Consider the following 22,677-nt stretch of genomic DNA (forward strand, 5'->3'; position numbering starts at 1 on the left):
TCATGACAGCCACCGTCGCGCCCGCCGACGCCGGGGAGAAGACCCCGGCGCGGCGGCGCCCCGCCGGCTGGCTCGCGGTGGCCCCGCTGCTCGTCTTCGTGGCGATCAGTTTCGGGGCCCCCGCCCTGGCCATGCTGAACGGCGCCTTCACGGTCAAGGACCCCGCCACCGGGGCCTCCTCGTACACCACGGCGAACCTGACGCACTCGCTGCAGGGTGCCTACCTGACCGCCCTGTGGGGCAGCGTCAAGCTGTCCGCGCTCTCCGCGGCGATCGGTACCGTGTGCGGGCTGCTGCTCGCGCAGGCCGTGGTCACCTCGCGCTTCCGCGCGCTGCGCGAGGCCGTTCTGACCGCCTCCGGCGTGCTCGCCAACTTCGGCGGCGTGCCGCTCGCCTTCGCCTTCGTCGCCACCCTCGGCAACTCGGGCATCCTCACCCGCCGGCTGGGCCTCGCCGACAAGGGCTGGAACCTCTACAGCTTCTGGGGCCTGGTGATCGTCTACCTGTACTTCCTCATCCCGCTGATGGTGCTCACCGTGACCCCCGCGCTGGACGGTCTGCGGGTCCAGTGGCGTGAGGCGGCCCAGAACAACGGCGCCACCGGCGTGCAGTACTGGCGGCACGTGGCGCTGCCGGTGCTGGCCCCCTCGCTCCTCGGCGGTTTCGTGCTGCTCTTCGGCAGCGCCTTCGCCGCGTACGCCACCGCGGCCGCCATGGTCGGCAGCTCGGTGCCGCTGGTTCCCCTGCAGATCGCCGACGCCATCTCCGGAAACGTACTGGTCGGCCAGGAGAACGTCGGCCTGGCGCTCAGTCTCGACATGGTCGTCGTCGCCGGCCTGGTCATGGCGATCTACCTGCCCCTGCAACGACGGAGCGCGCGATGGCTCGTGTGACCACCGCACGACTGCGGCCCTGGCGGGGAGTCGTCCTCGCCTTCGCCGCGATCTACTTCCTGATGCCGCTGGCCGCCTCGGCGATCTTCACCGTGGACGTCCCCGGCCAGGGCTTCACCCTCGACGCCTACGGGCAGATCTTCGCGGCCGAGGGCTTCACCACCAGCCTGCTGCTCTCCCTGGAGCTGGCCGCCGCCACCGTCCTGGTCGTGCTGCTGCTCATGGTCCCCGCCATGGTGGCGCTGCGGCTGTCGGCGCCGCGGTTGCGCCCAGTGGTCGAGGTGGTCTGCTCGCTGCCGCTGGTCGTGCCGCCGATCGCCCTGGTGGCCGGTGTCCGCACCGTGCTGGGTTGGGGCCCGGAGTACCTGTCCAGCACGCCCCTGTTCCAGACGTTCGTGGCCGTCCAGAACCCGGACTTCCCCGTGGTGCTGGTCCTCACGGACGTCGTGATGGCGCTGCCCTTCGTCTACCGGGCACTCGACGCCGGCCTGCGGGCGGTCGACGTCCGCACCCTGGTGGAGGCCGCCCGTTCCTGCGGAGCGAGCTGGCCGCGCGCCCTGGTCAACGCGGTGCTCCCGAACCTGCGCGGGGCGCTGCTGAACGCCTCGTTCCTGACCCTCGCCCTCGTGCTCGGCGAGTTCACCGTCGCCTCGCTGCTCGGCTTCCAGCCCTTCGCCGTGTGGATCGTCACCGCCAGCGGTTCGCAGGCCCAGTTGTCCGTCGCCGTATCGGTGCTCAGCCTGCTCGTCACCTGGGCGCTGCTGCTGGCACTGACCGCGTTCAGCGGACGCCGTTCCTCGACACGTACCGCCTCCCAGGAGTGACCGACACCATGACCGACACCGTCCCCGCCCCGCCCACCGACGCCGCCCCGCGCACCGCGGGCGGCGCCACCGTCGAGTTCCGGGCGCTGCGCCGGTCCTTCGGCGCGACCACCGCGCTGGACGGGCTGGACCTGACCGTGCAGCCCGGCGAACTGCTCGCCCTGCTGGGCCCGTCCGGTTGCGGCAAGACCACCGCGCTGCGCATGCTCGCGGGCTTCGAGCACCCCGACTCCGGCCAGGTCCTCGTCGACGGCAAGGACGTCACCTCGACCCCGGCGCACCGCCGCGACGCCGGCATGGTCTTCCAGTCCTACAGCCTCTTCCCGCACCTGAGCGCCGTCGACAACGTCGCCTTCGGGCTGCGCATGCGCAAGGTCGGCACCGCCGAGCGCCGCAGGCGCGCCGCCGAACTGCTGGAGCTCGTCGGCCTGCCGAGCCACGCCGACCGCTTCCCGCACCAGCTCTCCGGCGGCCAGCAGCAGCGCGTGGCGCTCGCCCGCGCCCTGGCGCTGCGGCCGCGCGTGCTGCTGCTGGACGAGCCGCTGAGCGCCCTGGACGCCAAGGTGCGCACCAACCTCCGGGAGGAGATCCGCCGCCTGCAGCTGGAACTCGGCATCACCACGCTGTTCGTGACGCACGACCAGGAGGAGGCGCTGTCCATGGCCGACCGCGTCGCCGTCATGAACGCCGGCCGCCTGGAGCAGTGCGCCGCCCCCGCCGAGCTGTACGACCGCCCGGCGACCGCCTTCGTCGCCGAGTTCGTCGGCACCAACAGCCGGATTCCGGGCCACCTGGCCGACGACGGGTACGTCGAGGTCCTGGGCCGCCGTCTGCCCGCCGAGAGCGGCACCGCCGACGGTTCCCACGGTTCCGGCGGCCGCGAGGTCGACGTGCTGGTGCGTCCCGAGGCGGTGACCGTGTCCGCCGACCCCACCGGCGACGCGCACGTCGTGGCGACCGCCTTCCTCGGCGCGGTGACCCGGGTGACCGTCCGGCTGCCCGACGGCACCGACGTCAAGGCCGACCTGCCCAGCACCGAGGCCGCCGTGCTGCCGCCCGGCGCGCCCGTCTCCCTGTCCCTGCCCGACCGCCCCGTCCTGGTGGCCGCGCGGGCCGCCTGACCCCGACCGCACCGCCGACAGCACCGCCCATCCCCCCACACCCCGTTGAAAGAGAGTTCCGTGACCCACCCACCGACCCACCCGCTCAACGCCGTTCTGTTCGACATGGACGGCACGCTCGTCGACACCGAGGAGCTGTGGTGGCAGGCGGTCGAGCAAGTGGCCGCCGGGTTGGGGCACGTGCTCGGCGACGCCGACGTGACCGAGGTCCTCGGCCGCGCCGTCGAGCACACCGCCGCACATCTGGTGAGCACGACCGGGACGGCGACCCGCGCCGAGGAGCTGGCCGCCGTCCTGCACCGCGAGTTCGCGACCCGGGTCCGGGACCGTACCGTCCCGCGCCCCGGCGCGATCGAACTGCTCGACGAACTGGCCCGGCACGCCGTCCCCATCGCTCTCGTGTCGGCCTCCCCCCGTGAGGTCGTCGACATCGTCCTCGACGTTCTCGGCCGGGACCGCTTCGCGGTCTCCTTCACCGCCGACGACACCGAGCGCACCAAGCCCGCCCCCGACCCCTACCTCGCCGCGGCCCGCGCCCTGGGCGCCGACCCGGCCTCCTGCGTCGCCGTCGAGGACACCCCGACCGGCGTCGCCTCCGCGGAGGCCGCCGGCTGCCGGGTGCTCGCCGTGCCCTCGCTGGCGCCGATCGCGCCCGGCCCCGGACGCCTGGTGCTGGGCAGCCTGGAGCAGGTCGGCATCACGGTGCTGCGGGACCTGGTGCGCCGCGAACCGTCCTTCCTGGTACCCGCCTTCACCACCCGCGCCGCCCGGGTCGGCGAGCCCTTCCGGGCCACCGTGGCCGGGCTGCTGCGCGGCGCCCCCGTGACGTACGCGAAGAGCGCCGGCCCGGAGTGGGCCGAGGTCCGCGCCGACGGCACGGTCACCGGCACACCCGACGCGCCCGGCGAGGCCGCGGTCAGCGTCACCGCCACCGACGACATCGGGCGCACCGCCGTCGTCACCGCCCGGGTCCCGGTCGTCGCGGCCGGCGAGCCCCTGGTGCGCCGGGTGCGCGTCATGACGTGGAACCTGTGGCGCGGCGGCACCATGGTCGACGACCGCCGCGACAGGCAACTGCGCGTCCTGCTGGACGCGGACGCCGACGTCGTCGGCCTCCAGGAGACCCTCACCCACTCCGCCAAGGAGCTGGCGGAGGCACTCGGCTGGGACTACCACCAGGCCGGCGACAACCTCGGCGTGATCAGCCGCTACCCGATCGTCTCCCGCCACGGCCTGCCCGCGACCCCGTTCTACGGCGGTCTCGGCGCGACCGTGCGCCTCGACGCGGACCGCGAGGTCACGGTGTGGAGCGCGCACCTGAACTACACGCCCTACGGCCCGTACGACGCCCTGAACGACCGGCTGCCGGTCGAGGCGCTGGCCGAGCGCGAGGAGTCCTCGGGCCGCCTCGGCGAGATCCGGCGCATCCTGAGCGACATGGCCGGCGACCTCGCCGCCCGCGACACCACGCCGGTGCTGCTGATCGGGGACTTCAACGTCCCCTCCCACCTGGACTGGACCGCCGAGGCGGCCCCGCTCCACGGCGGTCGCGAGGTGCCCTGGCCGGTCACCCTGGAGGCCGAGGCGGCCGGACTGCGCGACTCCTACCGCGACGCCCACCCCGACCCGGTGCGCGACCCGGGCACCACCTGGTCGCCGGTGAACCCCGCGCCCGAACCGCAGGACCGGATCGACTTCGTGCTCTACGCGGGCAGCGGGCTGGAGGTCCTGGACTCCACGACGCTCGTCACCGGCGACCCCCGTCCCGAGCCCGACGTCGCGTCCAACGCGTGGCCCTCCGACCACGCCGCCGTCGTCACGACCTTCGCGCTGCGCTGAGGCCCGCGGGGCCGCCCGGGGGGCACCGGCGCCGTCAGGCGCACTCCTCCATCTCCTCGGGCGGCCGCTGGTCCGCGAGCTGCTGCGGGGTGAGCGGCTTGAGGTGCTTGATGTACGACGCCCGCCAGGCGCCCGAGGTGATCTCGTCCCGTATCGCGTCGCATATGGCGTGCTTCAGCGCGGGCTCGTTCTTCTGGATGCCCACACCGTATTCCTCGATCCCGAAGGGCACGCCCAGCAGCCGCAGCCGCGTGGGGTGCTGGGCCCGGTAGCCGGCCAGGATGATGTCGTCGGTGGAGACGGCGTCGACCTGCCCCTTCAGCAACTCGTCGACGCAGATACCGTACGAGGCCTGCTGGTCGGTCTTTATCAGCGGGAACTGCTTCCCCAGGCGCTCGGCGGGAGTGGAGTCCGTGACCGTGCACACTGTGTGGCCGAACAGGTCCTGCGCGCCGTGGATGGGCGAGTCGGTGCGCACCAGGAAGTCCTGTGCCGCCTGGTAGTACGGGCCCGCGAAGTCGACCTGCTCCTTGCGCGCGGCCGTGATCGAATAGCTCGCCACTATCAGGTCGACCTGGCCCGCCTTCAGGCGGTACTCGCGGGACTGCGTGTCCACGACGGTGAACTGGACCCGCTGGAAACCCAGATGACGGGCGATCGCCCAGGCCAGGTCGATGTCGAAGCCCTCGTAGCCGGCCTTGGCGGTCGACGAGACCTGGCTCAGCCCCGGCTGGTCCTTCTTGACGCCGACGAGCAGATAGCCGCGCTCACGGGCCGCCTGGTACGTCGGGGAACCGGCCAGCCGCAGCCCGTTGTCGTCCCGCAGCCCGTCGGTGGCGAACCAGCCGGCGGCCGCGAGCACCACCAGTCCCACGCCGCCCGCCAGCAGCGCGCGCCAGCGCCGCCACGCGAGGCGCCCGCCGCCGGGCCGCGGCGCCGGCGCGGCGCTCTCCGCCGCGGACGGGTCCGTGAGCTGCTCCGGGACGTGTACCGCCGACTCGGTGGCCTGCGGGTCGTAGTCGGCATGGACGGGCAGGGGGAACTGCGGGGTCTCCTGCGCCACGTGCTGCAGCAACTGCTCGGCGCGCTGCGCCGTCATCCGCGCGTCGGGGTCCTTCACCAGCAGCCCGTCGACCAGCGGGCGCAGCGGCCCGCCGTGCGCCATCGGCGGCGGCTCCGAGGTGCGCACGGCCTCCAGCACCTCGTACGGCGTCGGCCCCCGGAACGGCGGCCGGCCCTCCACCATCTCGTACAGCGTGACGCCCAGCGACCACAGGTCGGAAGCGGGCGTCGGGGGCTGCCGGTTGGCGACCTCCGGGGCGAGGTACTGCGGGGTGCCCACGGTCTCGTGCAGCCGCGTCACCTGCGCCGCGCCCTCGAAGGTGGCGATGCCGAAGTCCATCAGGACGGCCCGGCCGTCGCGCCGGAAGAGGATGTTGTGCGGCTTCACGTCCCGGTGCAGCACACCGGCCGCGTGCACCGCGCGCAGACCGCGCAGCACCTCCAGCCCGATCCGTGCCGCCTGCAGGGCCGGCAGCCGGCCCCGCTCGCGCAACTGGTCGGCCAGGGAGTGCGGATTGACCTGCTCCATGACGATCCAGACCTGGCCCTCGGCCTCGATCACATCGTGCACGGCGACCACGTGCTCGTGCCCGATCCGGGCGATCGCCTGCGCCTCCCGGCGCGCCCGCTCCACCCACTGCGCCTGCGTCTCCGGGTCCAGCGCCCCGCGGAACAGCAGCTCCTTGACGGCGACCTGACGGCCGAGCCGGTTGTCGTACGCCTCCCAGACCACGCCCATGCCGCCGCGCCCGAGCTGCCGGCGCAGTTCGTAGCGGCCGTCGATGAGGGTCTCCGGAATACCCTCAGTGCTCATGCCTGTGCCCCCATCGGTCCGTGGTCGGCTACAGGTTATGGGGCGGCGACAGGGATGAACATCGGCCCCGGGGAAGGGAGATGATCACATGTCGGACGGAACGCCGCCAACCGGGCCTATGGCTTCACGGAGCGGTAGTAGCGCTCGGCTCCCGCGTGCAGCGGCAGCGGGTCGGTGAAGACGGCTGTCCGCAGATCCACCAGCTGTGCGGCGTGCACCTCCTGGCCGATCCGGTCGCGGCTGTCGATGACCGTCCTGGTGAGCCGTTCCACCAGCCCGGTGTCCTGCCGGTCCGTGGTGATGAGCAGATTGGCCACGGCGATGGTCTGCACCGCCCGCCCGCCCTGGATCATCGGATAGGCGTCCGCGGGCATCACGGCCTGCCGGTAGTAGCCGGACTCGTCGTCCCCGGAGTGCAGGGCGGTCACGAGGTCGCCGAGCTGGACCAGCTTGACGTCGGACCTCTCCGCCAGATCCGTCACGGCCTTCGTCGGCAGGCCGCCCGACCAGAAGAACGCGTCCAGCTTGCCCTCGCGCAGCAGCTGGGGCGCCGTGTCGATGCCGACCGCCTTCCGGCGCACGTCCCCCTCGTGCCCCAGGCCCGCCGCGGTGAGCAGCCGCCGCGCTATGAGGTTCACCCCGGAACTGGGCTGCCCCACCCCGACGCGCAGCCCCCGCAGGTCCTTCGCCGACCGCACCTTGGAGTCGGCGGGCACCACGAGCTGCATGTAGTCGTCGTACAGCCGTGCGCACGCCCGCAGGCGTCCGGCCCCCTCGCCCCGGTAGTCCGCGACCGCGTCGGCCGCCGCTATCGCGAAGTCCGCCTTCCCGGTGGCCACCCGCCGCACGTTGTCCACCGACCCCTCGGAGGGCACGAGGCGTACCCGCACGCCCGGCAGGTCGGTGCGCAGGTAGGGCTGGAGCCGCTTGCCGTAGGTCTCGTAGACGCCGCTGCGCGACCCGGTCGAGAAGGACACGGCCCCGGTCGGGTACGACGGGCCCTCCGCGGGCAGCAGCCACCACACCAGCAGCGCCGTCGCCGCGGCAGCCGCCAGCACCGCCTGCACGACCCGGCGCCTGCCGATACGGGGGACCTCCATCCGGGCGATACTGCCAGCCCCCTCCCGCCCTGGCCAGCGCCCGCCGCCGGGCGCGCGGTGCCCGGGGCGTCGCTACGCTCGGAAGGACGACCGCGTCCCGCACGTCGTACCGGAGGCACCGGATGCACCCCTCGGCCGCCTGGGACCTCGGCGGCCTCGTCGTCCGCCGGGTCGACGAGACCGCCCTGCCGCCGCGGACCGGCGCGGTGCTCCTGCCGGGGGCCACTCCGGCCGTCATGGCCGCCGTGGCCTGGCTGCTACCCGACTTCGTCCGGCAGGACGGCACGCTGCGGCTGCACAGCCACACGTTCGCCTGGCGGGCGGACGGGCTGAGCGTCCTGGTGGACACGGGCATCGGCAACGGGAAACCGCGCGACGACCCGGCCTGGGACCGGCTGGACACCGACTACCTGCTGCGCCTGGCCGGCGCGGGGTTCCCGCCCGAGGAGGTGGACCTGGTGATCCTCACCCACCTGCACACCGACCACGTCGGCTGGAACACCCGCGACGACGGCGGCAGATGGGTCCCCACCTTCCCCCACGCCCGCCACGTCGTCCCGCGCGCCGAGTGGGACCACTGGGCCGGCCCGGCCACGGACGCGGCCCACCGGCAGGTCCTCCGCGACTCGGTGCTCCCGGTGCGCGACGCCGGGCTGCTCGACCTGGTGGACGTGGGCGACGGCCCCGCCGAGCCCGCCCCGGGGATCCGGCTGCTGCCGGTGCCGGGCCACACCCCGGGACAGGTGGCCGTCGAGGTGCGCGGCGCCGACCGGACCGCCGTGATCGGCGCCGACAGTGTGCACCACCCCGTCCAGGTCGCGCGGCCGGACCTCACCAGCCCCACCGACACCGACCCCGCGCTGTCCGTCCGCAGCCGCCGCGCACTGCTCGGCCGGCTGGCCGGCACGGACACGCTGCTCCTGGGCACGCACTTCCCGCCGCCGACCGCCGGCACGGTCGTCCCGGACGGGAACACCCACCGGCTCGTGCCCGTCCCGGGGGGGAACGTGAGCACGAGCGGTTCCGGCGCCCCCTTACCCTGGATGGGTGCAGCGTGAAGAGCAGGGTGTGAAGAGCTACGAGATCCGCACCTACGGGTGCCAGATGAACGTCCACGACTCCGAACGGCTGGCCGGCCTCCTGGAGGCGGCCGGCTACGTTCGCGCGCCCAAGGACGCCGACGGCACGGTGTCCGCGGACGTCGTGGTCTTCAACACCTGCGCGGTGCGCGAGAACGCCGACAACCGGTTGTACGGCAACCTCGGCCGCCTCGCCCCGCAGAAGGCGGCCCGCCCGGGCATGCAGATCGCCGTCGGCGGCTGCCTGGCGCAGAAGGACCGCGACACGATCGTGAAGAAGGCCCCCTGGGTCGACGTCGTCTTCGGCACCCACAACATCGGCAGCCTGCCGGTGCTGCTGGAGCGCGCCCGGGTCGCCGAGGAGGCCCAGGTCGAGATCGCCGAGTCGCTGGAGACCTTCCCCTCCACCCTGCCGACCCGGCGGGAGTCCGCGTACGCGGCCTGGGTGTCCATCTCGGTGGGCTGCAACAACACCTGCACCTTCTGCATCGTCCCCGCGCTGCGCGGCAAGGAGAAGGACCGCCGCCCCGGCGACATCCTTGCCGAGGTCGAGGCGCTGGTCGCCGAGGGCGTCGTCGAGGTGACGCTGCTCGGCCAGAACGTCAACGCGTACGGCTCCGACATCGGCGACCGCGAGGCCTTCAGCAAGCTGCTGCGCGCCACCGGCGGGATCGACGGGCTGGAGCGGGTCCGCTTCACCTCGCCGCACCCGCGCGACTTCACCGACGACGTGATCGCGGCCATGGCCGAGACCCCGAACGTGATGCACCAGTTGCACATGCCGCTGCAGTCCGGCTCCGACACCGTGCTGCGCGCCATGCGCCGCTCGTACCGGCAGGACCGCTACCTCGGCATCATCGAGAAGGTGCGCGCCGCCATGCCGGACGCCGCCATCTCCACCGACATCATCGTGGGCTTCCCCGGCGAGACCGACGAGGACTTCGAGCAGACGCTGCACGTGGTGCGCGAGGCCCGGTTCGCCCAGGCCTTCACCTTCCAGTACTCCAAGCGCCCCGGCACGCCCGCCGCCGAGATGGACGGCCAGGTGCCCAAGGCCGTGGTGCAGGAGCGGTACGAGCGCCTGGTCGCGCTCCAGGAGGAGATCTCCTGGGAGGAGAACAAGAAGCAGGTCGGCCGGACCCTGGAGATCCTGGTCGCCGAGGGCGAGGGCCGCAAGGACGACGCCACGCACCGTCTGTCCGGCCGCGCCGGCGACAACCGCCTGGTGCACTTCGCGCCGCCGGCCGAGCCCGTGCGCCCCGGCGACATGGTGACCGCGGAGATCACCTACGCCGCGCCGCACCACCTGCTCGCGGAGCGCCCCGCCCTCGCCGTCCGCCGCACCCCGGCGGGCGACGCCTGGGAGCGGCGCAGCGCGGCCGCGGCCGCCAAGCCCGCGGGCGTCCTGCTCGGGCTGCCGACGATCGGCGTCCCGGCGCCGATGCCCGCGGCCGCACCGGGCTGCGCCACCCACTGACCGGGCGGGGGCCCGGCGGGAGCACACCACAGCGATCCGAGGGGGGACGGCATGAGCCGTTGGGGTCTGTTCGTCGAGGAGACCGTCGGCAGCGGCGACAACAGGCGCTGGGAGTTCGACCTGCTCGGCCACGCCGACGGGAGCCGTGAGGACGCGCTGCGCGCCCTGGAGCGCACGGCGCAGGCCTTCCGGCCCAGGAAGCCGCTGAGCGTGCGGCGCACCTGGACGTACCGCACCGGGGACGGCCTGCTGCAGGTCAACGAGGGCATGACCACGACCTACATCTGCCGTTTCACGGTGGCCGAGCTCATCGCCGACAGCAAGGACGCCTCGGTGGCGCCCACGCCCCGCGACCGTGTGCCCGAGGGGTACTGAGCCGGCGCGCGTTAGGCTTCCGATCATGCTGGTCGCCGCCGCCGTATGCCCCTGCCCGCCGCTGCTCGTGCCCGAGGTCGCCTCGGGCGCGTCCGCCGAGCTGGACACCCTGCGCGCGGCCTGTGCCGACGCGCTGGCCGTGGTCTCGGCCGCCCGCCCCGACCTGCTGGTCGTGGTCGGCGCGGTCGGTACGGGGGAGAGCTCCCACGTCTGGGAGGGCGGTGGCACCGGGTCGCTGCGCCCGTACGGGGTGAACCGCGCGGTGCGCCTGGGCGACGGCTCGGACCCCGAGCCGCTGGCCCCGGCGCTGACGGTCGCCGCCGCGCTGCTGGAGGACGCGCGCCTGGCCGCGCCCCTGCACGGCTGCGCGGTGCCCGAGGACGCGCCGGCCGGGCGCATGCTGGAGCTGGGCCGAGGTCTGGCGGAGCTGGCGGACCGGGTGGCGCTGCTGGTCATGGGCGACGGCAGCAACTGCCGCACCCTCAAGGCCCCCGGCTACCTGGACGACCGCGCGGAGGCCTTCGACGCCTCCGTCGCACGGGCGCTGGGCACCGCGGACACGGCCGCGCTGGCCGGGCTGGACGCCGGGCTGGCGGGTGAGCTGCGGGCCGCGGGACGGGCCCCGTGGCAGGTGCTGGCCGGCGCGGCAGAGCAGGCCGCACTGGGCGGCGCCCTGCTGTACGACGAGGCGCCCTACGGCGTGGGCTACTTCGTGTCGGTCTGGTCCTAGGCCTGTCGTCGCATTCCCTCCCCCAGCTGCAGCCGGGAGCCGGGGGACCCGCGGAGCCCGCCCTCCGGGCGGCCGGAGCCCACGTGACGACAGGGCTAGTCCCGCTTGTCCTTCATCTGACCCAGGGCGCCCTTGGTCTTGTCCACGCCCGAGTCGATCTTGCTGCTGTACTTGTGCTTGGTCTTCTCGTCGACCGTGTGCGCGACCTTGTCGAGCTTCGACTCGATCGCGTCGCCGTGGCGTTCCACGAAATCCCCGGCCTTGGCCTTGGCCTGTTCGGCCTTGGCCTTCAACGTGTCCATGAGGCTCATGGCTCACCGTCCCCTGCGTGGAATGGCCCGAAATGACCTTTTCTGTTTGATGATGCTACTCGTCCGGGGGTGAATCCGCCCCGCCGGGATTTGCGAAACTGTGCACGTGAAGAACGACGCCCCCCACGTGATCGCCGTCGTCGGCCCCACGGCCGCCGGCAAGTCCGACCTCGGTGTCGCCCTGGCCCGGGCCCTGGACGGTGAGGTGATCAACGCCGACTCCATGCAGTTGTACCGCGGCATGGACATCGGCACCGCCAAGCTCGCCGAGGAGGAGCGGCACGGCGTCCCGCACCACCTCCTGGACATCTGGGACGTCACCCAGGCCGCCAGCGTCGCCGAGTACCAGCGCCTGGCCCGGGCCGAGATCGACCGCCTGCTGGCCGCCGGGCGCAGCGCGGTCCTCGTCGGCGGTTCCGGTCTCTACGTGCGCGCCGCGATCGACGCCCTGGACTTCCCCGGCACCGACCCCGACGTGCGGGCCCGCCTGGAGGCCGAGCTGGAGGAGCAGGGCTCCGGTCCGCTGCACGCGCGTCTGGCCGCCGTCGACCCCGAGGCGGCGCGGGCGATCCTGCCCAGCAACGGGCGGCGTGTGGTGCGCGCCCTGGAGGTCGTGGAGATCACCGGCCGCCCCTTCACGGCGAACCTGCCCGACGCGCACTCCAAGGGGTCGGTCTACGACACGGTCCAGATCGGAGTGGACGTGCCGCGCCCCGAGCTCGACGAGCGGATCGCGCTGCGCGTCGACCGGATGTGGGACGCCGGGCTGGTCGGCGAGGTGCGGGCGTTGGAGGCGGCAGGCCTGCGTGAGGGGCGGACCGCCTCCCGGGCGCTCGGCTACCAGCAGATCCTCGCCGCTTTCCTGGGCGCCTGCACCGAGCAGGAGGCGCGCGACGAGACCGTGCGCGCCACCAAACGCTTCGCGCGCCGTCAGGATTCGTGGTTCCGCCGCGACCGCCGGGTGCACTGGCTCGGCGGTCGCGGAGAGGAACTGGTGGGCCAGGCCCTCGCCCTGTTCGGCCCGGCCCGGCCCAGCGGTCACAGCCTGATCACGTGATGGCATCGGGACGCCCCAGCGGCACTTGACGCCACTTCGAGCGTGCCATCATCGAGCATCGGGCTACGATGTCGGACTCTTTGGAGGGCGCGTGGCGATGGAAGCCGGCCCTCGCAACGGACCGCAACCGGAGCAGGCGGAGGGTGCCGCGGACGCGGAACACGACCGCCTCGTGGTCGACGGACCCCTGGAGGACCCGCTCGACGCGCAGACCCTCGCGGAGGAGGAGCAGTCCTTCCGCGAGCTGCGCCCCGAGCGCCGTCTGCGCGTGTGGCAGATCGCCCCGATCGTCGCTCTGGGCGCGCTCGGCTCGCTGATGTTCGCCTTCCCGCTCGCCTTCGAGACCGGGGACGGCGGCGCCGTCGTCGCCATGCTCGGCTTCCTGCTGGGCTGCTGCGCGGCCGGCTGGGGCCTGATGGCCGCCCGCAAGGTCGGTTACACGTGGCCGGGCCTGCCCGCCCGCGGCTCGGAACGGCGTCCCGACTGGCGCTACCTCGCCCTGTACGCGGCCGTGATCATCGTGCTGGCGCTGCTGGCCTTCTGGCGCGTCGCCCGCCTGCGCTGACCCGTAGGATCGGGGCATGACCACCGCCGCACCGCAGGGCCTGCCGTTCCTCAAGGGGCACGGCACGGAGAACGACTTCGTGATCATCCCCGACCACGACGGGGAACTGGACCTGACCGCCGCGATGGTCGCCCGGCTCTGCGACCGCCGGGCCGGGATCGGCGCGGACGGCGTGCTGCGGGTGGTCCGCTCCGCGAAGCACCCCGAGGCCGCGGCGATGGCCGCGGAGGCCGAGTGGTTCATGGACTACCGCAACGGCGACGGCACCGTCGCCGAGATGTGCGGCAACGGCGTCCGGGTCTTCGCCCGCTACCTGGAGCGCGCCGGTCTCGCCGAGGCCGGTGACCTCGCGATCGCCACCCGCGCCGGTGTGCGGCAGGCGCACCTCGCCAAGAACGGCGACGTCACCGTGGACATGGGACGTGTCGTGCTGCCCGAGGGCGAGGTCGAGGTCTCCGTCGGCGAGCGCCGCTGGCCGGCCCGCAACGTGAACATGGGCAATCCGCACGCCGTCGCGTTTGTCGACGACCTCGCCGAGGCCGGCGACCTGCTGACGTCCCCGGTCTGGGAGCCCGCCGCGGCCTACCCGGACGGCGTGAACGTCGAGTTCGTGGTCGACCGCGGCCCCGGGCACGTCGCCATGCGGGTCCATGAGCGCGGCTCGGGCGAGACCCGGTCCTGCGGCACGGGCGCCTGCGCCGTCATGGTCGCCGCGGCCCGCCGCGACGGGCTCGACCCGGCCGTGACGGGCCGTCCGCAGACCTACACCGTGGACGTGCCCGGCGGGCGACTGTCCGTCACCGAACACCCGGACGGCACGGTCGAGATGACCGGACCGGCCGTCATCGTCGCCACGGGCGTGATCGACCCGGCCTGGCTGCGCGAAAGCGCATAAGCCTACCCGTCCTCCGGGGTGTTCATTCGCTCGAACGGGTGATGCCGATCACGCTGGGCGAGAGCGTGGCAGCGGCACGTGATGGGCTCGGTAGCATCAAGCACCGGCACGGAAGCCATCCCGCCGCCGGTCGACGCTGCCGGAGGTGCCCGTATGAGCCCAGACAACGCAGTGGAAGCCGTCCCGAACTCCGAGGGGCGCAGGCGCATCCCGCGGACGGCGGACCTGCGCCGGCTGGGGCGTGCGGCCCTGCTCGGTCCCGGCGGCCGGGGGCGCGTGCCGGACGCGATCGAGCACATCGCCAAGGTGCACCGCCTGCGACATCCCCGTGCGGACCTCGCCATCCTGCGCAAGGCGTACGAGCTCGCCGAGTCCTCGCACCGCGGCCAAACGCGCAAGAGCGGTGAGCCGTACATCACGCACCCGCTCGCGGTGACCCTCATCCTGGCCGAACTCGGCGCGGAGACCACGACCTTGACGGCCTCCCTGCTCCACGACACGGTCGAGGACACCGATGTGACGCTGGACCAGGTGGGCGAGGAGTTCGGCGCGGAGGTGCGCTTCCTGGTCGACGGGGTCACCAAGCTGGAGAAGGTCGACTACGGGGCCGCGGCCGAGCCCGAGACCTTCCGCAAGATGCTGGTCGCCACCGGCAACGACGTCCGTGTGATGTCGATCAAGCTCGCCGACCGACTGCACAACATGCGCACCCTCGGCGTCATGCGCCCCGAGAAGCAGGCGCGCATCGCCAAGGTCACCCGGGACGTGCTCATCCCGCTCGCCGAACGCCTCGGCGTCCAAGCGCTGAAGACCGAGCTGGAGGACCTGGTCTTCGCCATCCTGCACCCCGAGGAGTACAGCCGCACCACCGATCTGATCGTCGAACACGCCGCCCTGCCCGACCCGTTGTCCGCCGTCGCCGAGGACGTGCGCCGGGTGCTGCGGGACGCGGGCATCGGCGCCGAGGTCGACGTCAGGCCGCGGCACGTGGTGTCGGTGCACCGCGTGGCGCGCAAGCGGGGCGGCGCGCAGCCCGGCGGCAGCGACTTCGGCCGCGTGCTGATCCAGGTCGCCGAGGACGCCGACTGCTACGCCGTCCTCGGTGAGCTGCACACCTGCTTCACCCCGGTCGTCGCGGAGTTCAAGGACTTCATCGCGGCCCCGAAGTTCAACCTCTACCAGTCACTGCACACCGCCGTCCGGGACACCGACGGCCGCATCGCCGAAGTCCTCATCCGCACCCGGCAGATGCACCTGGCGGCCGAGGCCGGTGTCATCGCGCTCGGCAATCCGTACACGGCCGGCGAGACCGCCGAGGGTGCCGACGGCGAGCGCGTCGACCCGACCAGGCCGGGCTGGCTCGCCCGGCTGCTCGACTGGCAACGCGACGCCCCCGACCCGGACTTCTTCTGGAGCACCCTGCGCGACGAGCTCGCCCAGGACCGGGAGATCACCGTCTTCTCCGCCGACGGCGGCACGGTCGGCCTGCCGGACGGCGCCACGTGCACCGACGCGGCCTACGCCCTGCACGGTGAGGCCGCCCACGCCGTCGTCGGCGCGCGGGTCAACGGCCGCCTCGCGCCGCTGCGCACCGCCCTCAAGGACGGTGACTCCCTGCAACTGCTCATGGCCCACAGCACCGGTGGTGAAGTCTCGGGGCCGTCGCCGGACTGGCTGGAGCACGCCCGCACCCCCGCCGCCCGCATCGCCATCAGCCGGTGGCTGGAGGCCCACCCGGCGGCCGGCGCCGAGGAGCAGCCGGCCACACCCGCCGTCCGCGCCGCCGGAACCGCCACGCGCCGTACGGCCGACCCTCTCGCGGAGGCCGTCGACACCGATCCGCCCGGCGGCACCGTGCGCATGGCCCGCTGCTGCACACCCGTGCCGCCCGACGGGATCACCGGCTTCGTCATCCGCGGCGGCACGGTGGCCGTTCACCGCGCCGGGTGCCCGGTCAGCGCCCGCATGGCGGCCTCCGGCCGCGCCCCGGTCGCCGTCCGCTGGCGCCACGACGCCCCCGGCGCCGGCCACCGGGCCACGCTGTACGCCGAGGCACTGGGCCGTCCGCGACTGCTCGCCGACCTGACCGAGGTCATCGCCGGGCAGGGCGTCGCCATCGTCTACGCCGCGGTGGAGCCCCCGCAGGAGCACAGGGTGCGCCACACGTACACCGTGGAACTGCCCGACCCCGGGTCGCTGTCCGTCCTGATGCGCGCGATGCGCGCCGTGCCCGGGGTCTACGACGTGTACCGCGCCCAGGGCGCGGTGGCCACTCCACAGGTCTGAGGAGTACCCGATCGGGTGGGGTGCTGACGCGCCGCCGCCTGCGGGCCACGGTGCGCTGATACCGATGTCCCATGATCGGATCCTTTGCGCGCCGCGGCGCCCTCACCGCGGCCGCGGTGATCGCGCTCACTGCGGCGGGACTGCCCGGCGGCGACACGACCCCCGCCGGTATCGGCGACCGGCTCTACCCCGAGCTCGGCAACCCCGGGTACGACGTCCACGACTACGACATCTCGTTCACCTACCACGGCAACAACCGGCCGCTGAGTGCCGTCACCCGGATCGACGCGCTCGCCACCGACACCCTGGAGAGCTTCCACCTCGACTTCGCCCGCGGCACCGTGAGCTCGGTCGAGGTCAACGACCAGCCCGCCCGGTTCACCACCGAGCGCGAGGAACTGGTCGTCACCCCGGCCGTCCCGGTCCCCGTGGGCGGACGCATGCAGATCACCGTCGTCCACACCAGTGATCCCACCACCAAGGACGACAGCGGCTGGATCCCCACCAAGGACGGGCTGGTCATGGCCAACCAGGCCAGTGCCGCCCACACGGTCTTCCCGTGCAACGACCACCCCTCGGACAAGGCGCGGTTCGCCTTCCACGTCACCGCCCCCAAGGACCTCACGGTCGTCGCCAACGGCCTGCCCGAGCCCTCCCTCACCCGGGGGGCCACCACCACGTGGACCTACCGCACGGCCCACCCCATGGCCACCGAGCTCGCCCAGGTCTCCATCGGGCACAGCGCCGTCCTGCACCGCACGGGGCCCGGCGGCCTGCCGCTGCGCGACGTCCTGGACGCCGCCGATCCTGAACGGGCGGTGCTGGAGAAGCGGCTGGCCCTGACCGCCGACCAGATCGCGTGGATGGAGCAGCAGGTCGGCCCGTTCCCCTTCGAGACGTACGGCATCCTCAGCGCCAACACGATCACCGGGTTCGAGCTGGAGACGCAGACCCTCTCGCTCTTCGAGCGCCGGGTCCTGCTGGCCCGCGAGGCGGACGCCACGCCGGTGATGGTGCACGAGCTGGCGCATCAGTGGTTCGGCGACAGCGTGAGCCCCGCGACCTGGTCCGACCTGTGGCTGAACGAGGGTCACGCCACCTGGTACCAGTGGCGCTACGGCGCCGAGAAGTACCACGAGTACACCCTGGACAAGCTCGCCAGAGCCGCCTACGAGCTCGACGGCGAGCTGCGCCGTGCCGGCGGTCCGCCCGCCCACCCGCTCGTGCCCGGCAACCCCGGAGCGCAGGCCAAGCTCAGCATCTTCCGCGGCAACGTCTACTTCAGCGGGGCGCTGGCGCTCTACGCGCTCCGCCAGGAGATCGGCGCCGAGGTGTTCCAGGAACTGGAGCGCGCCTGGGTCACCCGGCACCGCGACGGCGTCGCCTCGACCGCCGACTTCATCGAGCTGGCTTCCGACACCGCGGGCCGCGACCTCGGTCCCTTCCTGCGGGCCTGGCTGTACGGGCCCACCACCCCGCCCATGCCGGGCCACCCCGACTGGAAGCCGGCGCCCGCCAGGCCGGGACCCCAGGCCGGCCCGCACGGTCAGTCCCACGGCCACTCCCACGGTCCGTCCCACGGCCACTCCCACGGTCCGTCCCACGGCAACGAACAAGCCGCCCCGCACAGCGCACACCGCTCCGGGCCCGCACCCGGGCCCGCGAAAGTCGCGTGACCGGGCGGCGACCGGCGTGCGACCATCTACGTACGGCGACGACGCCGCGGCCCGGCCCGGGGAATCTCCCGGCCCCGCCGAACGTTGTGGCCTGTGTGCGGGGCGTGAGCGCCGCGCACATCGATTCCTCTCCGAGCAAAGGATCCAATGACCTCCTCTTCCTCCTCTTCGAGCTCTGCAAGCAGCCGCCAGCGCCTCCCCGAGAGCCTTCGGGCCGACGCCCTGATGGAAGAGGACGTCGCCTGGAGTCACGAGATCGACGGGGAGCGTGACGGCGAGCAGTTCGACCGTTCCGAACGAGCCTCTCTGCGCCGTGTGGCGGGTCTGTCCACCGAGCTGGAGGACATCACCGAGGTCGAGTACCGACAGCTCCGCCTGGAGCGCGTCGTGCTCGTCGGTGTCTGGACGGACGGCACCGTCCGCGACGCGGAGAACTCCCTCGCGGAGCTCGCCGCCCTCGCCGAGACCGCGGGCGCCCTCGTCCTCGACGGTGTCATCCAGCGCCGCGACAAGCCGGACCCGGCCACCTACATCGGCTCCGGCAAGGCGCAGGAGCTGCGCGACATCGTGATGGAGAGCGGCGCCGACACCGTGGTCTGCGACGGTGAGCTCAGCCCCGGCCAGCTCATCCACCTGGAAGACGTCGTCAAGGTCAAGGTGGTCGACCGGACCGCGCTGATCCTCGACATCTTCGCCCAGCACGCCAAGAGCCGTGAGGGCAAGGCCCAGGTCTCGCTCGCGCAGATGCAGTACATGCTGCCGCGCCTGCGCGGCTGGGGTCAGTCGCTGTCCCGGCAGATGGGTGGCGGTGGCTCCGGCTCCTCGGGCGGCGGTATGGCCACCCGTGGTCCCGGTGAGACCAAGATCGAGACCGACCGGCGGCGCATCCGCGAGAAGATGGCCAAGATGCGCCGGGAGATCGCGGAGATGAAGACCAGCCGCGACCTCAAGCGCCAGGAGCGCAAGCGCCACAAGGTGCCCTCGGTGGCGATCGCCGGTTACACCAACGCCGGCAAGTCCTCGCTGCTCAACCGGCTCACCGGTGCGGGCGTCCTGGTGGAGAACGCGCTGTTCGCCACCCTGGACCCGACCGTGCGCCGGGCGGAGACCCCGAGCGGCCGGCTCTACACGCTGGCCGACACCGTCGGTTTTGTGCGGCACCTCCCGCACCACCTGGTCGAGGCCTTCCGCTCCACCATGGAGGAGGTCGCCGACGCCGACCTCATCGTGCACGTGGTGGACGGCTCGCACCCGAACCCGGACGAGCAGCTCGCCGCGGTCCGCGAGGTCTTCCGCGACGTCGGCGCGCTGGACGTGCCCGAGATCGTGGTGATCAACAAGGCCGACGCGGCCGACCCCGTGGTGCTGCAGTCCCTGCTGCGCCGCGAGAAGCACTCCATCGCGGTGTCCGCCCGCACCGGGCGCGGCATCCAGGAGCTGCTGACGATGATCGACGACGAGCTCCCGCGGCCCGCCGTCGAGATCGAGGCCCTGGTGCCGTACACCCGCGGTGCGCTCGTCGCCCGGGTGCACTCCGACGGCGAGGTGCTCTCCGAGGAGCACACCGGCGACGGCACACTGCTCAAGGCCCGCGTCCATGACGAGCTGGCGGCGGAACTCGAGCCGTTCGCGCTCGCCGCGCGCCGCTAGGCGTCCCGCTGCGAACGCCGCAGGGCCCGCCCCTCCATGGGGGCGGGCCCTGCGGCGTCTCCCGCCGGGCGCTATCCGCGCACGGCGTCGAAGATCGACTCGGCCTCGGAGCCCAGATGCGGTCCGGCCAGCCACCGGGGGCTGTCCTGCGGGCCGATCGAGGTGTTGCTGACCAGGGCCTGCCTGCCGTCGGGCCGCCTGGCGAACCAGCCGCCGCCCGAGGCGCCGGCCGTCATCGTGCAGCCGAGCCAGTGCATGGTCGGCGCGCCCTTGGTCAGCGCCAGCCGGACCGGGTCGCCCGCGCAGTGGTACTGCTGGTAGCCGTAGCCGTCGAAGGGCGCCGCCGCGGGGTAGCCGCGGACGTCCAGGGAGTCGATGCCCGCCGAAGTGGGCGCGTCGAACCAGACCGGCACGGATGCGCCGACCGTCTCCTCCAGGGACGTCGTGGAATTCGGGTCGGTCACCTTCAGCACCGCGAAGTCGTACGGGTAGGCCGAGCTGGTCTCCGAGGACTCCCCGCCCCCGTCGATCCACTGCTGCGAGGTGCCGGCCTTCGTCGCCCACCAGGTGCCGTACGGTGCGAGCTGCTCCTTGGAGGCGTTCTGCAGTGCCGTGCCGCTCAGGCCCTCGTCGTTGAAGGAGGGCACGAAGACGATGTTGCGGTACCAGCCGCCCGCGGCGCCCGCGTGCACGCAGTGGCCGGCCGTCCACACCAGGTTGCTCCTGCCGGGGTTCGCCGGGTCGCTCACCACGGTCGCCGAGCAGACCGCCTGGCCGTCGGGCATGTCGAAGAGCAGCTTGCCGGTCGCCGGTGAGGCGTCGTGGAACGGGGTCGCCAGCCGCTGCGCCCTGATCGGGGCGGGCTCGCGGTCGGTGGTGCCGTCGTCCGCCTGCCGGACGTCGGCCGTCTGCTCGTCGTCCGGGGTCTCGTCGGCCTTGCGGAGCCGGTCGGCGTCCCAGAGGTCCTTGATGACGGGGTTGACGAAGTCGGCCGCGTCACGCAGCCACTTGTCCTTGTCCCAGTCCTTCCAGCCGCCGTTCTGCAGCGCGTCCGCCCACTTGTCCAGGTCGTCGAGGCTGGTGGGCAGGGTGGTGGGGAGGCCGGAGGGCAGCTGGAGCCCGGTGCCGCCGGACGACGCGGCCGCCGTGGGGCTGGGCTTGGCATCGGCGTTGTCGTCGGACCCGCCACAGGCGGTCACCGTGACGGCGAGCAAGGCGGCCGCTGTCGCAGCCGCGGTCAACCGGCGTATCGATGGCATCGGTTGCGATCCCCCTGTTGTGAACATGTTGGTTGCTCGCTGAAGGGCAATGCCCAACTGTGCCCACTGTGCCCTCTCCTGGGCGTCGTATGCCCCGGGAAAAGGGACGGCACGGGCCGCCCGGACGGTTCCGGCGCGAGATCTCCGGCACAGACAGTTGCCGTGCGCGTGTGCCGTCGTTGGTAGCTGCGGGGACGCAGCACCCGACACCGAGGAGTGAGCACGTGGCCGCCATGCCGAGCGCACCGGACCGACTGGCGGTGCACGAGGAGGACTTCGGCGACGCCGAGGACATCCTGCGACGGCAGTCGCTGCGCGAGTCGGCGGCCCGTACCTACGCCCGTTCGCTGCCCGTCGTGCCCGTGCGCGCCCACGGGATGACCATCGAGGCCGCCGACGGCCGCCGTTACCTCGACTGCCTCTCCGGCGCGGGCACCCTCGCGCTCGGCCACAACCACCCGGTCGTCGTGGAGGCCATCCGGGCCGTCCTGGACTCCGGGGCCCCGCTGCACGTGCTGGACCTGGCCACGCCCGTCAAGGACGCCTTCACCACCGCGCTGTTCGAGACGCTGCCCCGCGAACTCGCCGAGCACGCGCGGGTGCAGTTCTGCGGGCCGGCCGGCACGGACGCCGTCGAGGCCGCACTCAAGCTCGTACGCACCGCCACCGGACGCGACGGCCTGCTCGCCTTTTCCGGCGGGTACCACGGCATGACGGCCGGCGCCCTGGCCGTCACCGGCGACACCGCCGTACGGGCCGCGGCGGGCGGCGCCGCCGACGCCGGTGTCACCCGGCTCCCGTACCCGTACGCCTACCGCTGCCCGTTCGGTGTCGGCGGCGACCACGGCGCCGAACTGTCGGCCCGGCTGACGGAGAGTCTGCTCGACGACCCCAAGGGCGGCATCCGGCCACCCGCCGGGATGCTCCTCGAACCGGTCCAGGGCGAGGGCGGAGTCATCCCCGCCCCCGACACCTGGCTGCGCCGCATGCGCGCCGTCACCCGGGCCCGCGGCATCCCGCTCATCGCCGACGAGGTGCAGACCGGCGTCGGCAGGACCGGTGCCTTCTGGGCCGTCGAGCACAGCGGTGTGGTGCCGGACGTGATGGTGCTGGCCAAGGCCATCGGCGGCAGCCTGCCACTGGCCGTCGTCGTCTACCACGAGGACCTCGACGTCTGGCGGCCCGGCGCCCACGCCGGCACCTTCCGCGGCAACCAGCTGCCATGGCCGCGGGCACCGCCACCCTCACCCATGTGCTCCGCGAGGGCCTCGCGGCCCGCGCCGCCGACCTGGGGGCGCGGATGCTCGCCCGGCTGCGCGACCTGGCCGCGGCCCACCCCTGCGTCGGGGACGTCCGCGGGCGCGGTCTCATGCTGGGCGTCGAACTCGTCGACCCCGAGGGCACCGCCACCGTCCACGGAGTCCCGCCGACCGCACCCCGGCTGGCCGCCGCCGTCCGCAGCGCCGCCCTCGACCGCGGCCTGATCGTCGAACTCGGCGGGCGCGACGCGAGCGTCGTGCGTCTGCTGCCCCCGCTCACCATGACCGACGAGCAGGCCGAGGCCGTCCTCGACCGCCTGGCCGACGCGCTGACGGCGGCCGCCGCGAGCCGGACGTGAAGCCCTTCGTGACCGCGGACGCCGCCGGCCGCGCGCGCCGCCACGC

Annotated in this window: 18 protein-coding genes and 1 pseudogene; 15 read left to right on the top strand and 4 right to left on the bottom strand. The window is 73.3% G+C overall.

The window, feature by feature from the left end; genetic code table 11:
- Nucleotides 1-2: 2 nt before the first annotated feature.
- From ACIP98_RS10320 to ACIP98_RS10335, 4 genes are read left to right on the top strand one after another with little or no spacing between them, the layout of a single operon-like run.
- On the top strand, nt 3-893 hold the full coding sequence (locus tag ACIP98_RS10320) for an ABC transporter permease subunit (protein ID WP_319659189.1): 891 nt from the start codon (nt 3-5) through the stop codon (nt 891-893).
- Nucleotides 881-1,717, top strand: coding sequence for an ABC transporter permease (locus tag ACIP98_RS10325; RefSeq protein ID WP_401974895.1), 837 nt, complete (start codon nt 881-883; stop codon nt 1,715-1,717). Before ACIP98_RS10320 ends, ACIP98_RS10325 begins: the two co-directional genes overlap by 13 nt.
- An 8-nt stretch (nt 1,718-1,725) precedes the next feature.
- Nucleotides 1,726-2,838 (top strand): ABC transporter ATP-binding protein, encoded by a 1,113-nt coding sequence (locus ACIP98_RS10330; protein ID WP_401974896.1) that lies wholly within the window; start codon nt 1,726-1,728, stop codon nt 2,836-2,838.
- A gap of 60 nt (nt 2,839-2,898) precedes the next feature.
- Nucleotides 2,899-4,677, top strand: a complete 1,779-nt coding sequence (locus ACIP98_RS10335; RefSeq protein WP_401974898.1) for an HAD-IA family hydrolase — start codon at nt 2,899-2,901, stop codon at nt 4,675-4,677.
- A gap of 34 nt (nt 4,678-4,711) precedes the next feature.
- On the opposite strand, the gene ACIP98_RS10340 is transcribed toward ACIP98_RS10335, so the two are convergent.
- Nucleotides 4,712-6,553 (bottom strand): serine/threonine-protein kinase, encoded by a 1,842-nt coding sequence (locus ACIP98_RS10340; RefSeq protein WP_319659185.1) that lies wholly within the window; start codon nt 6,551-6,553, stop codon nt 4,712-4,714.
- Between the two features lie 116 nt (nt 6,554-6,669).
- Nucleotides 6,670-7,653 (bottom strand): TAXI family TRAP transporter solute-binding subunit, encoded by a 984-nt coding sequence (locus ACIP98_RS10345; RefSeq protein WP_401974901.1) that lies wholly within the window; start codon nt 7,651-7,653, stop codon nt 6,670-6,672.
- Nucleotides 7,654-7,775: 122 nt separating this feature from the next.
- Here ACIP98_RS10345 and ACIP98_RS10350 point away from each other — a divergent pair, with 122 nt between their 5' ends.
- From ACIP98_RS10350 to ACIP98_RS10365, 4 genes are read left to right on the top strand one after another with little or no spacing between them, the layout of a single operon-like run.
- Nucleotides 7,776-8,711, top strand: a complete 936-nt coding sequence (locus ACIP98_RS10350) for an MBL fold metallo-hydrolase (protein WP_401974903.1) — start codon at nt 7,776-7,778, stop codon at nt 8,709-8,711.
- On the top strand, nt 8,701-10,209 hold the full coding sequence (miaB, locus tag ACIP98_RS10355; RefSeq protein ID WP_319659182.1) for a tRNA (N6-isopentenyl adenosine(37)-C2)-methylthiotransferase MiaB: 1,509 nt from the start codon (nt 8,701-8,703) through the stop codon (nt 10,207-10,209). Before ACIP98_RS10350 ends, miaB begins: the two co-directional genes overlap by 11 nt.
- Nucleotides 10,210-10,260: 51 nt before the next feature.
- Nucleotides 10,261-10,584 carry a hypothetical protein gene (locus ACIP98_RS10360; RefSeq protein WP_319659181.1) on the top strand — a complete coding sequence of 108 codons (324 nt, stop codon included), beginning with the start codon at nt 10,261-10,263 and terminating at the stop codon, nt 10,582-10,584.
- Between the two features lie 25 nt (nt 10,585-10,609).
- Nucleotides 10,610-11,314, top strand: a complete 705-nt coding sequence (locus ACIP98_RS10365) for a class III extradiol dioxygenase subunit B-like domain-containing protein (protein WP_319659180.1) — start codon at nt 10,610-10,612, stop codon at nt 11,312-11,314.
- Nucleotides 11,315-11,409: 95 nt separating this feature from the next.
- Here ACIP98_RS10365 and ACIP98_RS10370 read toward each other — a convergent pair whose 3' ends face one another.
- Entirely contained in the window at nt 11,410-11,625 is a 216-nt protein-coding gene (locus ACIP98_RS10370; protein ID WP_319659179.1) for an antitoxin, read from the bottom strand.
- Between the two features lie 106 nt (nt 11,626-11,731).
- On the opposite strand from ACIP98_RS10370, the gene miaA reads away from it, so the two are divergent.
- The 6 genes from miaA (at nt 11,732) to hflX (ending at nt 19,754) form a co-directional block, all read left to right on the top strand.
- Nucleotides 11,732-12,682 carry a tRNA (adenosine(37)-N6)-dimethylallyltransferase MiaA gene (miaA, locus tag ACIP98_RS10375; RefSeq protein WP_319659178.1) on the top strand — a complete coding sequence of 317 codons (951 nt, stop codon included), beginning with the start codon at nt 11,732-11,734 and terminating at the stop codon, nt 12,680-12,682.
- A 97-nt stretch (nt 12,683-12,779) separates the two neighbouring features.
- Nucleotides 12,780-13,247 carry a hypothetical protein gene (locus ACIP98_RS10380; RefSeq protein WP_319659253.1) on the top strand — a complete coding sequence of 156 codons (468 nt, stop codon included), beginning with the start codon at nt 12,780-12,782 and terminating at the stop codon, nt 13,245-13,247.
- Nucleotides 13,248-13,263: 16 nt separating this feature from the next.
- Nucleotides 13,264-14,142 (top strand): diaminopimelate epimerase, encoded by an 879-nt coding sequence (gene dapF / locus ACIP98_RS10385; protein WP_319659177.1) that lies wholly within the window; start codon nt 13,264-13,266, stop codon nt 14,140-14,142.
- 153 nt (nt 14,143-14,295) lie between these two features.
- Nucleotides 14,296-16,428, top strand: coding sequence for a RelA/SpoT family protein (locus tag ACIP98_RS10390; RefSeq protein ID WP_401974908.1), 2,133 nt, complete (start codon nt 14,296-14,298; stop codon nt 16,426-16,428).
- Nucleotides 16,429-16,499: 71 nt separating this feature from the next.
- Nucleotides 16,500-18,104 (top strand): M1 family aminopeptidase, encoded by a 1,605-nt coding sequence (locus ACIP98_RS10395; RefSeq protein ID WP_401974911.1) that lies wholly within the window; start codon nt 16,500-16,502, stop codon nt 18,102-18,104.
- A 147-nt stretch (nt 18,105-18,251) separates the two neighbouring features.
- Complete coding sequence (hflX, locus tag ACIP98_RS10400) at nt 18,252-19,754, top strand: GTPase HflX (protein WP_319659174.1); 1,503 nt, start codon at nt 18,252-18,254, stop codon at nt 19,752-19,754.
- 71 nt (nt 19,755-19,825) lie between these two features.
- On the opposite strand, the gene ACIP98_RS10405 is transcribed toward hflX, so the two are convergent.
- Nucleotides 19,826-21,013 (bottom strand): trypsin-like serine peptidase, encoded by a 1,188-nt coding sequence (locus ACIP98_RS10405; RefSeq protein ID WP_401974914.1) that lies wholly within the window; start codon nt 21,011-21,013, stop codon nt 19,826-19,828.
- A gap of 233 nt (nt 21,014-21,246) precedes the next feature.
- Here ACIP98_RS10405 and ACIP98_RS10410 point away from each other — a divergent pair.
- A pseudogene (locus tag ACIP98_RS10410) lies at nt 21,247-22,631 on the top strand (diaminobutyrate--2-oxoglutarate transaminase family protein).
- Nucleotides 22,632-22,677 lie beyond the last annotated feature (46 nt).

This window comes from Streptomyces sp. NPDC088354, assembly GCF_044753585.1.
Classification (GTDB): domain Bacteria; phylum Actinomycetota; class Actinomycetes; order Streptomycetales; family Streptomycetaceae; genus Actinacidiphila.

What these genes read in the sequence shown, in the direction of transcription:
- ACIP98_RS10320 (WP_319659189.1), top strand. Translation starts at nt 3, where the DNA reads ATGACAGCCACCGTCGCGCCCGCCGACGCCGGGGAGAAGACCCCGGCG.
- ACIP98_RS10325 (WP_401974895.1), top strand. Translation starts at nt 881, where the DNA reads ATGGCTCGTGTGACCACCGCACGACTGCGGCCCTGGCGGGGAGTCGTC.
- ACIP98_RS10330 (WP_401974896.1), top strand. Translation starts at nt 1,726, where the DNA reads ATGACCGACACCGTCCCCGCCCCGCCCACCGACGCCGCCCCGCGCACC.
- ACIP98_RS10340 (WP_319659185.1), bottom strand. Translation starts at nt 6,553, where the DNA reads ATGAGCACTGAGGGTATTCCGGAGACCCTCATCGACGGCCGCTACGAA.
- ACIP98_RS10345 (WP_401974901.1), bottom strand. Translation starts at nt 7,653, where the DNA reads ATGGAGGTCCCCCGTATCGGCAGGCGCCGGGTCGTGCAGGCGGTGCTG.
- ACIP98_RS10350 (WP_401974903.1), top strand. Translation starts at nt 7,776, where the DNA reads ATGCACCCCTCGGCCGCCTGGGACCTCGGCGGCCTCGTCGTCCGCCGG.
- ACIP98_RS10360 (WP_319659181.1), top strand. Translation starts at nt 10,261, where the DNA reads ATGAGCCGTTGGGGTCTGTTCGTCGAGGAGACCGTCGGCAGCGGCGAC.
- ACIP98_RS10365 (WP_319659180.1), top strand. Translation starts at nt 10,610, where the DNA reads ATGCTGGTCGCCGCCGCCGTATGCCCCTGCCCGCCGCTGCTCGTGCCC.
- ACIP98_RS10370 (WP_319659179.1), bottom strand. Translation starts at nt 11,625, where the DNA reads ATGAGCCTCATGGACACGTTGAAGGCCAAGGCCGAACAGGCCAAGGCC.
- ACIP98_RS10380 (WP_319659253.1), top strand. Translation starts at nt 12,780, where the DNA reads ATGGAAGCCGGCCCTCGCAACGGACCGCAACCGGAGCAGGCGGAGGGT.
- dapF (WP_319659177.1), top strand. Translation starts at nt 13,264, where the DNA reads ATGACCACCGCCGCACCGCAGGGCCTGCCGTTCCTCAAGGGGCACGGC.
- ACIP98_RS10390 (WP_401974908.1), top strand. Translation starts at nt 14,296, where the DNA reads ATGAGCCCAGACAACGCAGTGGAAGCCGTCCCGAACTCCGAGGGGCGC.
- ACIP98_RS10395 (WP_401974911.1), top strand. Translation starts at nt 16,500, where the DNA reads ATGATCGGATCCTTTGCGCGCCGCGGCGCCCTCACCGCGGCCGCGGTG.
- hflX (WP_319659174.1), top strand. Translation starts at nt 18,252, where the DNA reads ATGACCTCCTCTTCCTCCTCTTCGAGCTCTGCAAGCAGCCGCCAGCGC.
- ACIP98_RS10405 (WP_401974914.1), bottom strand. Translation starts at nt 21,013, where the DNA reads ATGCCATCGATACGCCGGTTGACCGCGGCTGCGACAGCGGCCGCCTTG.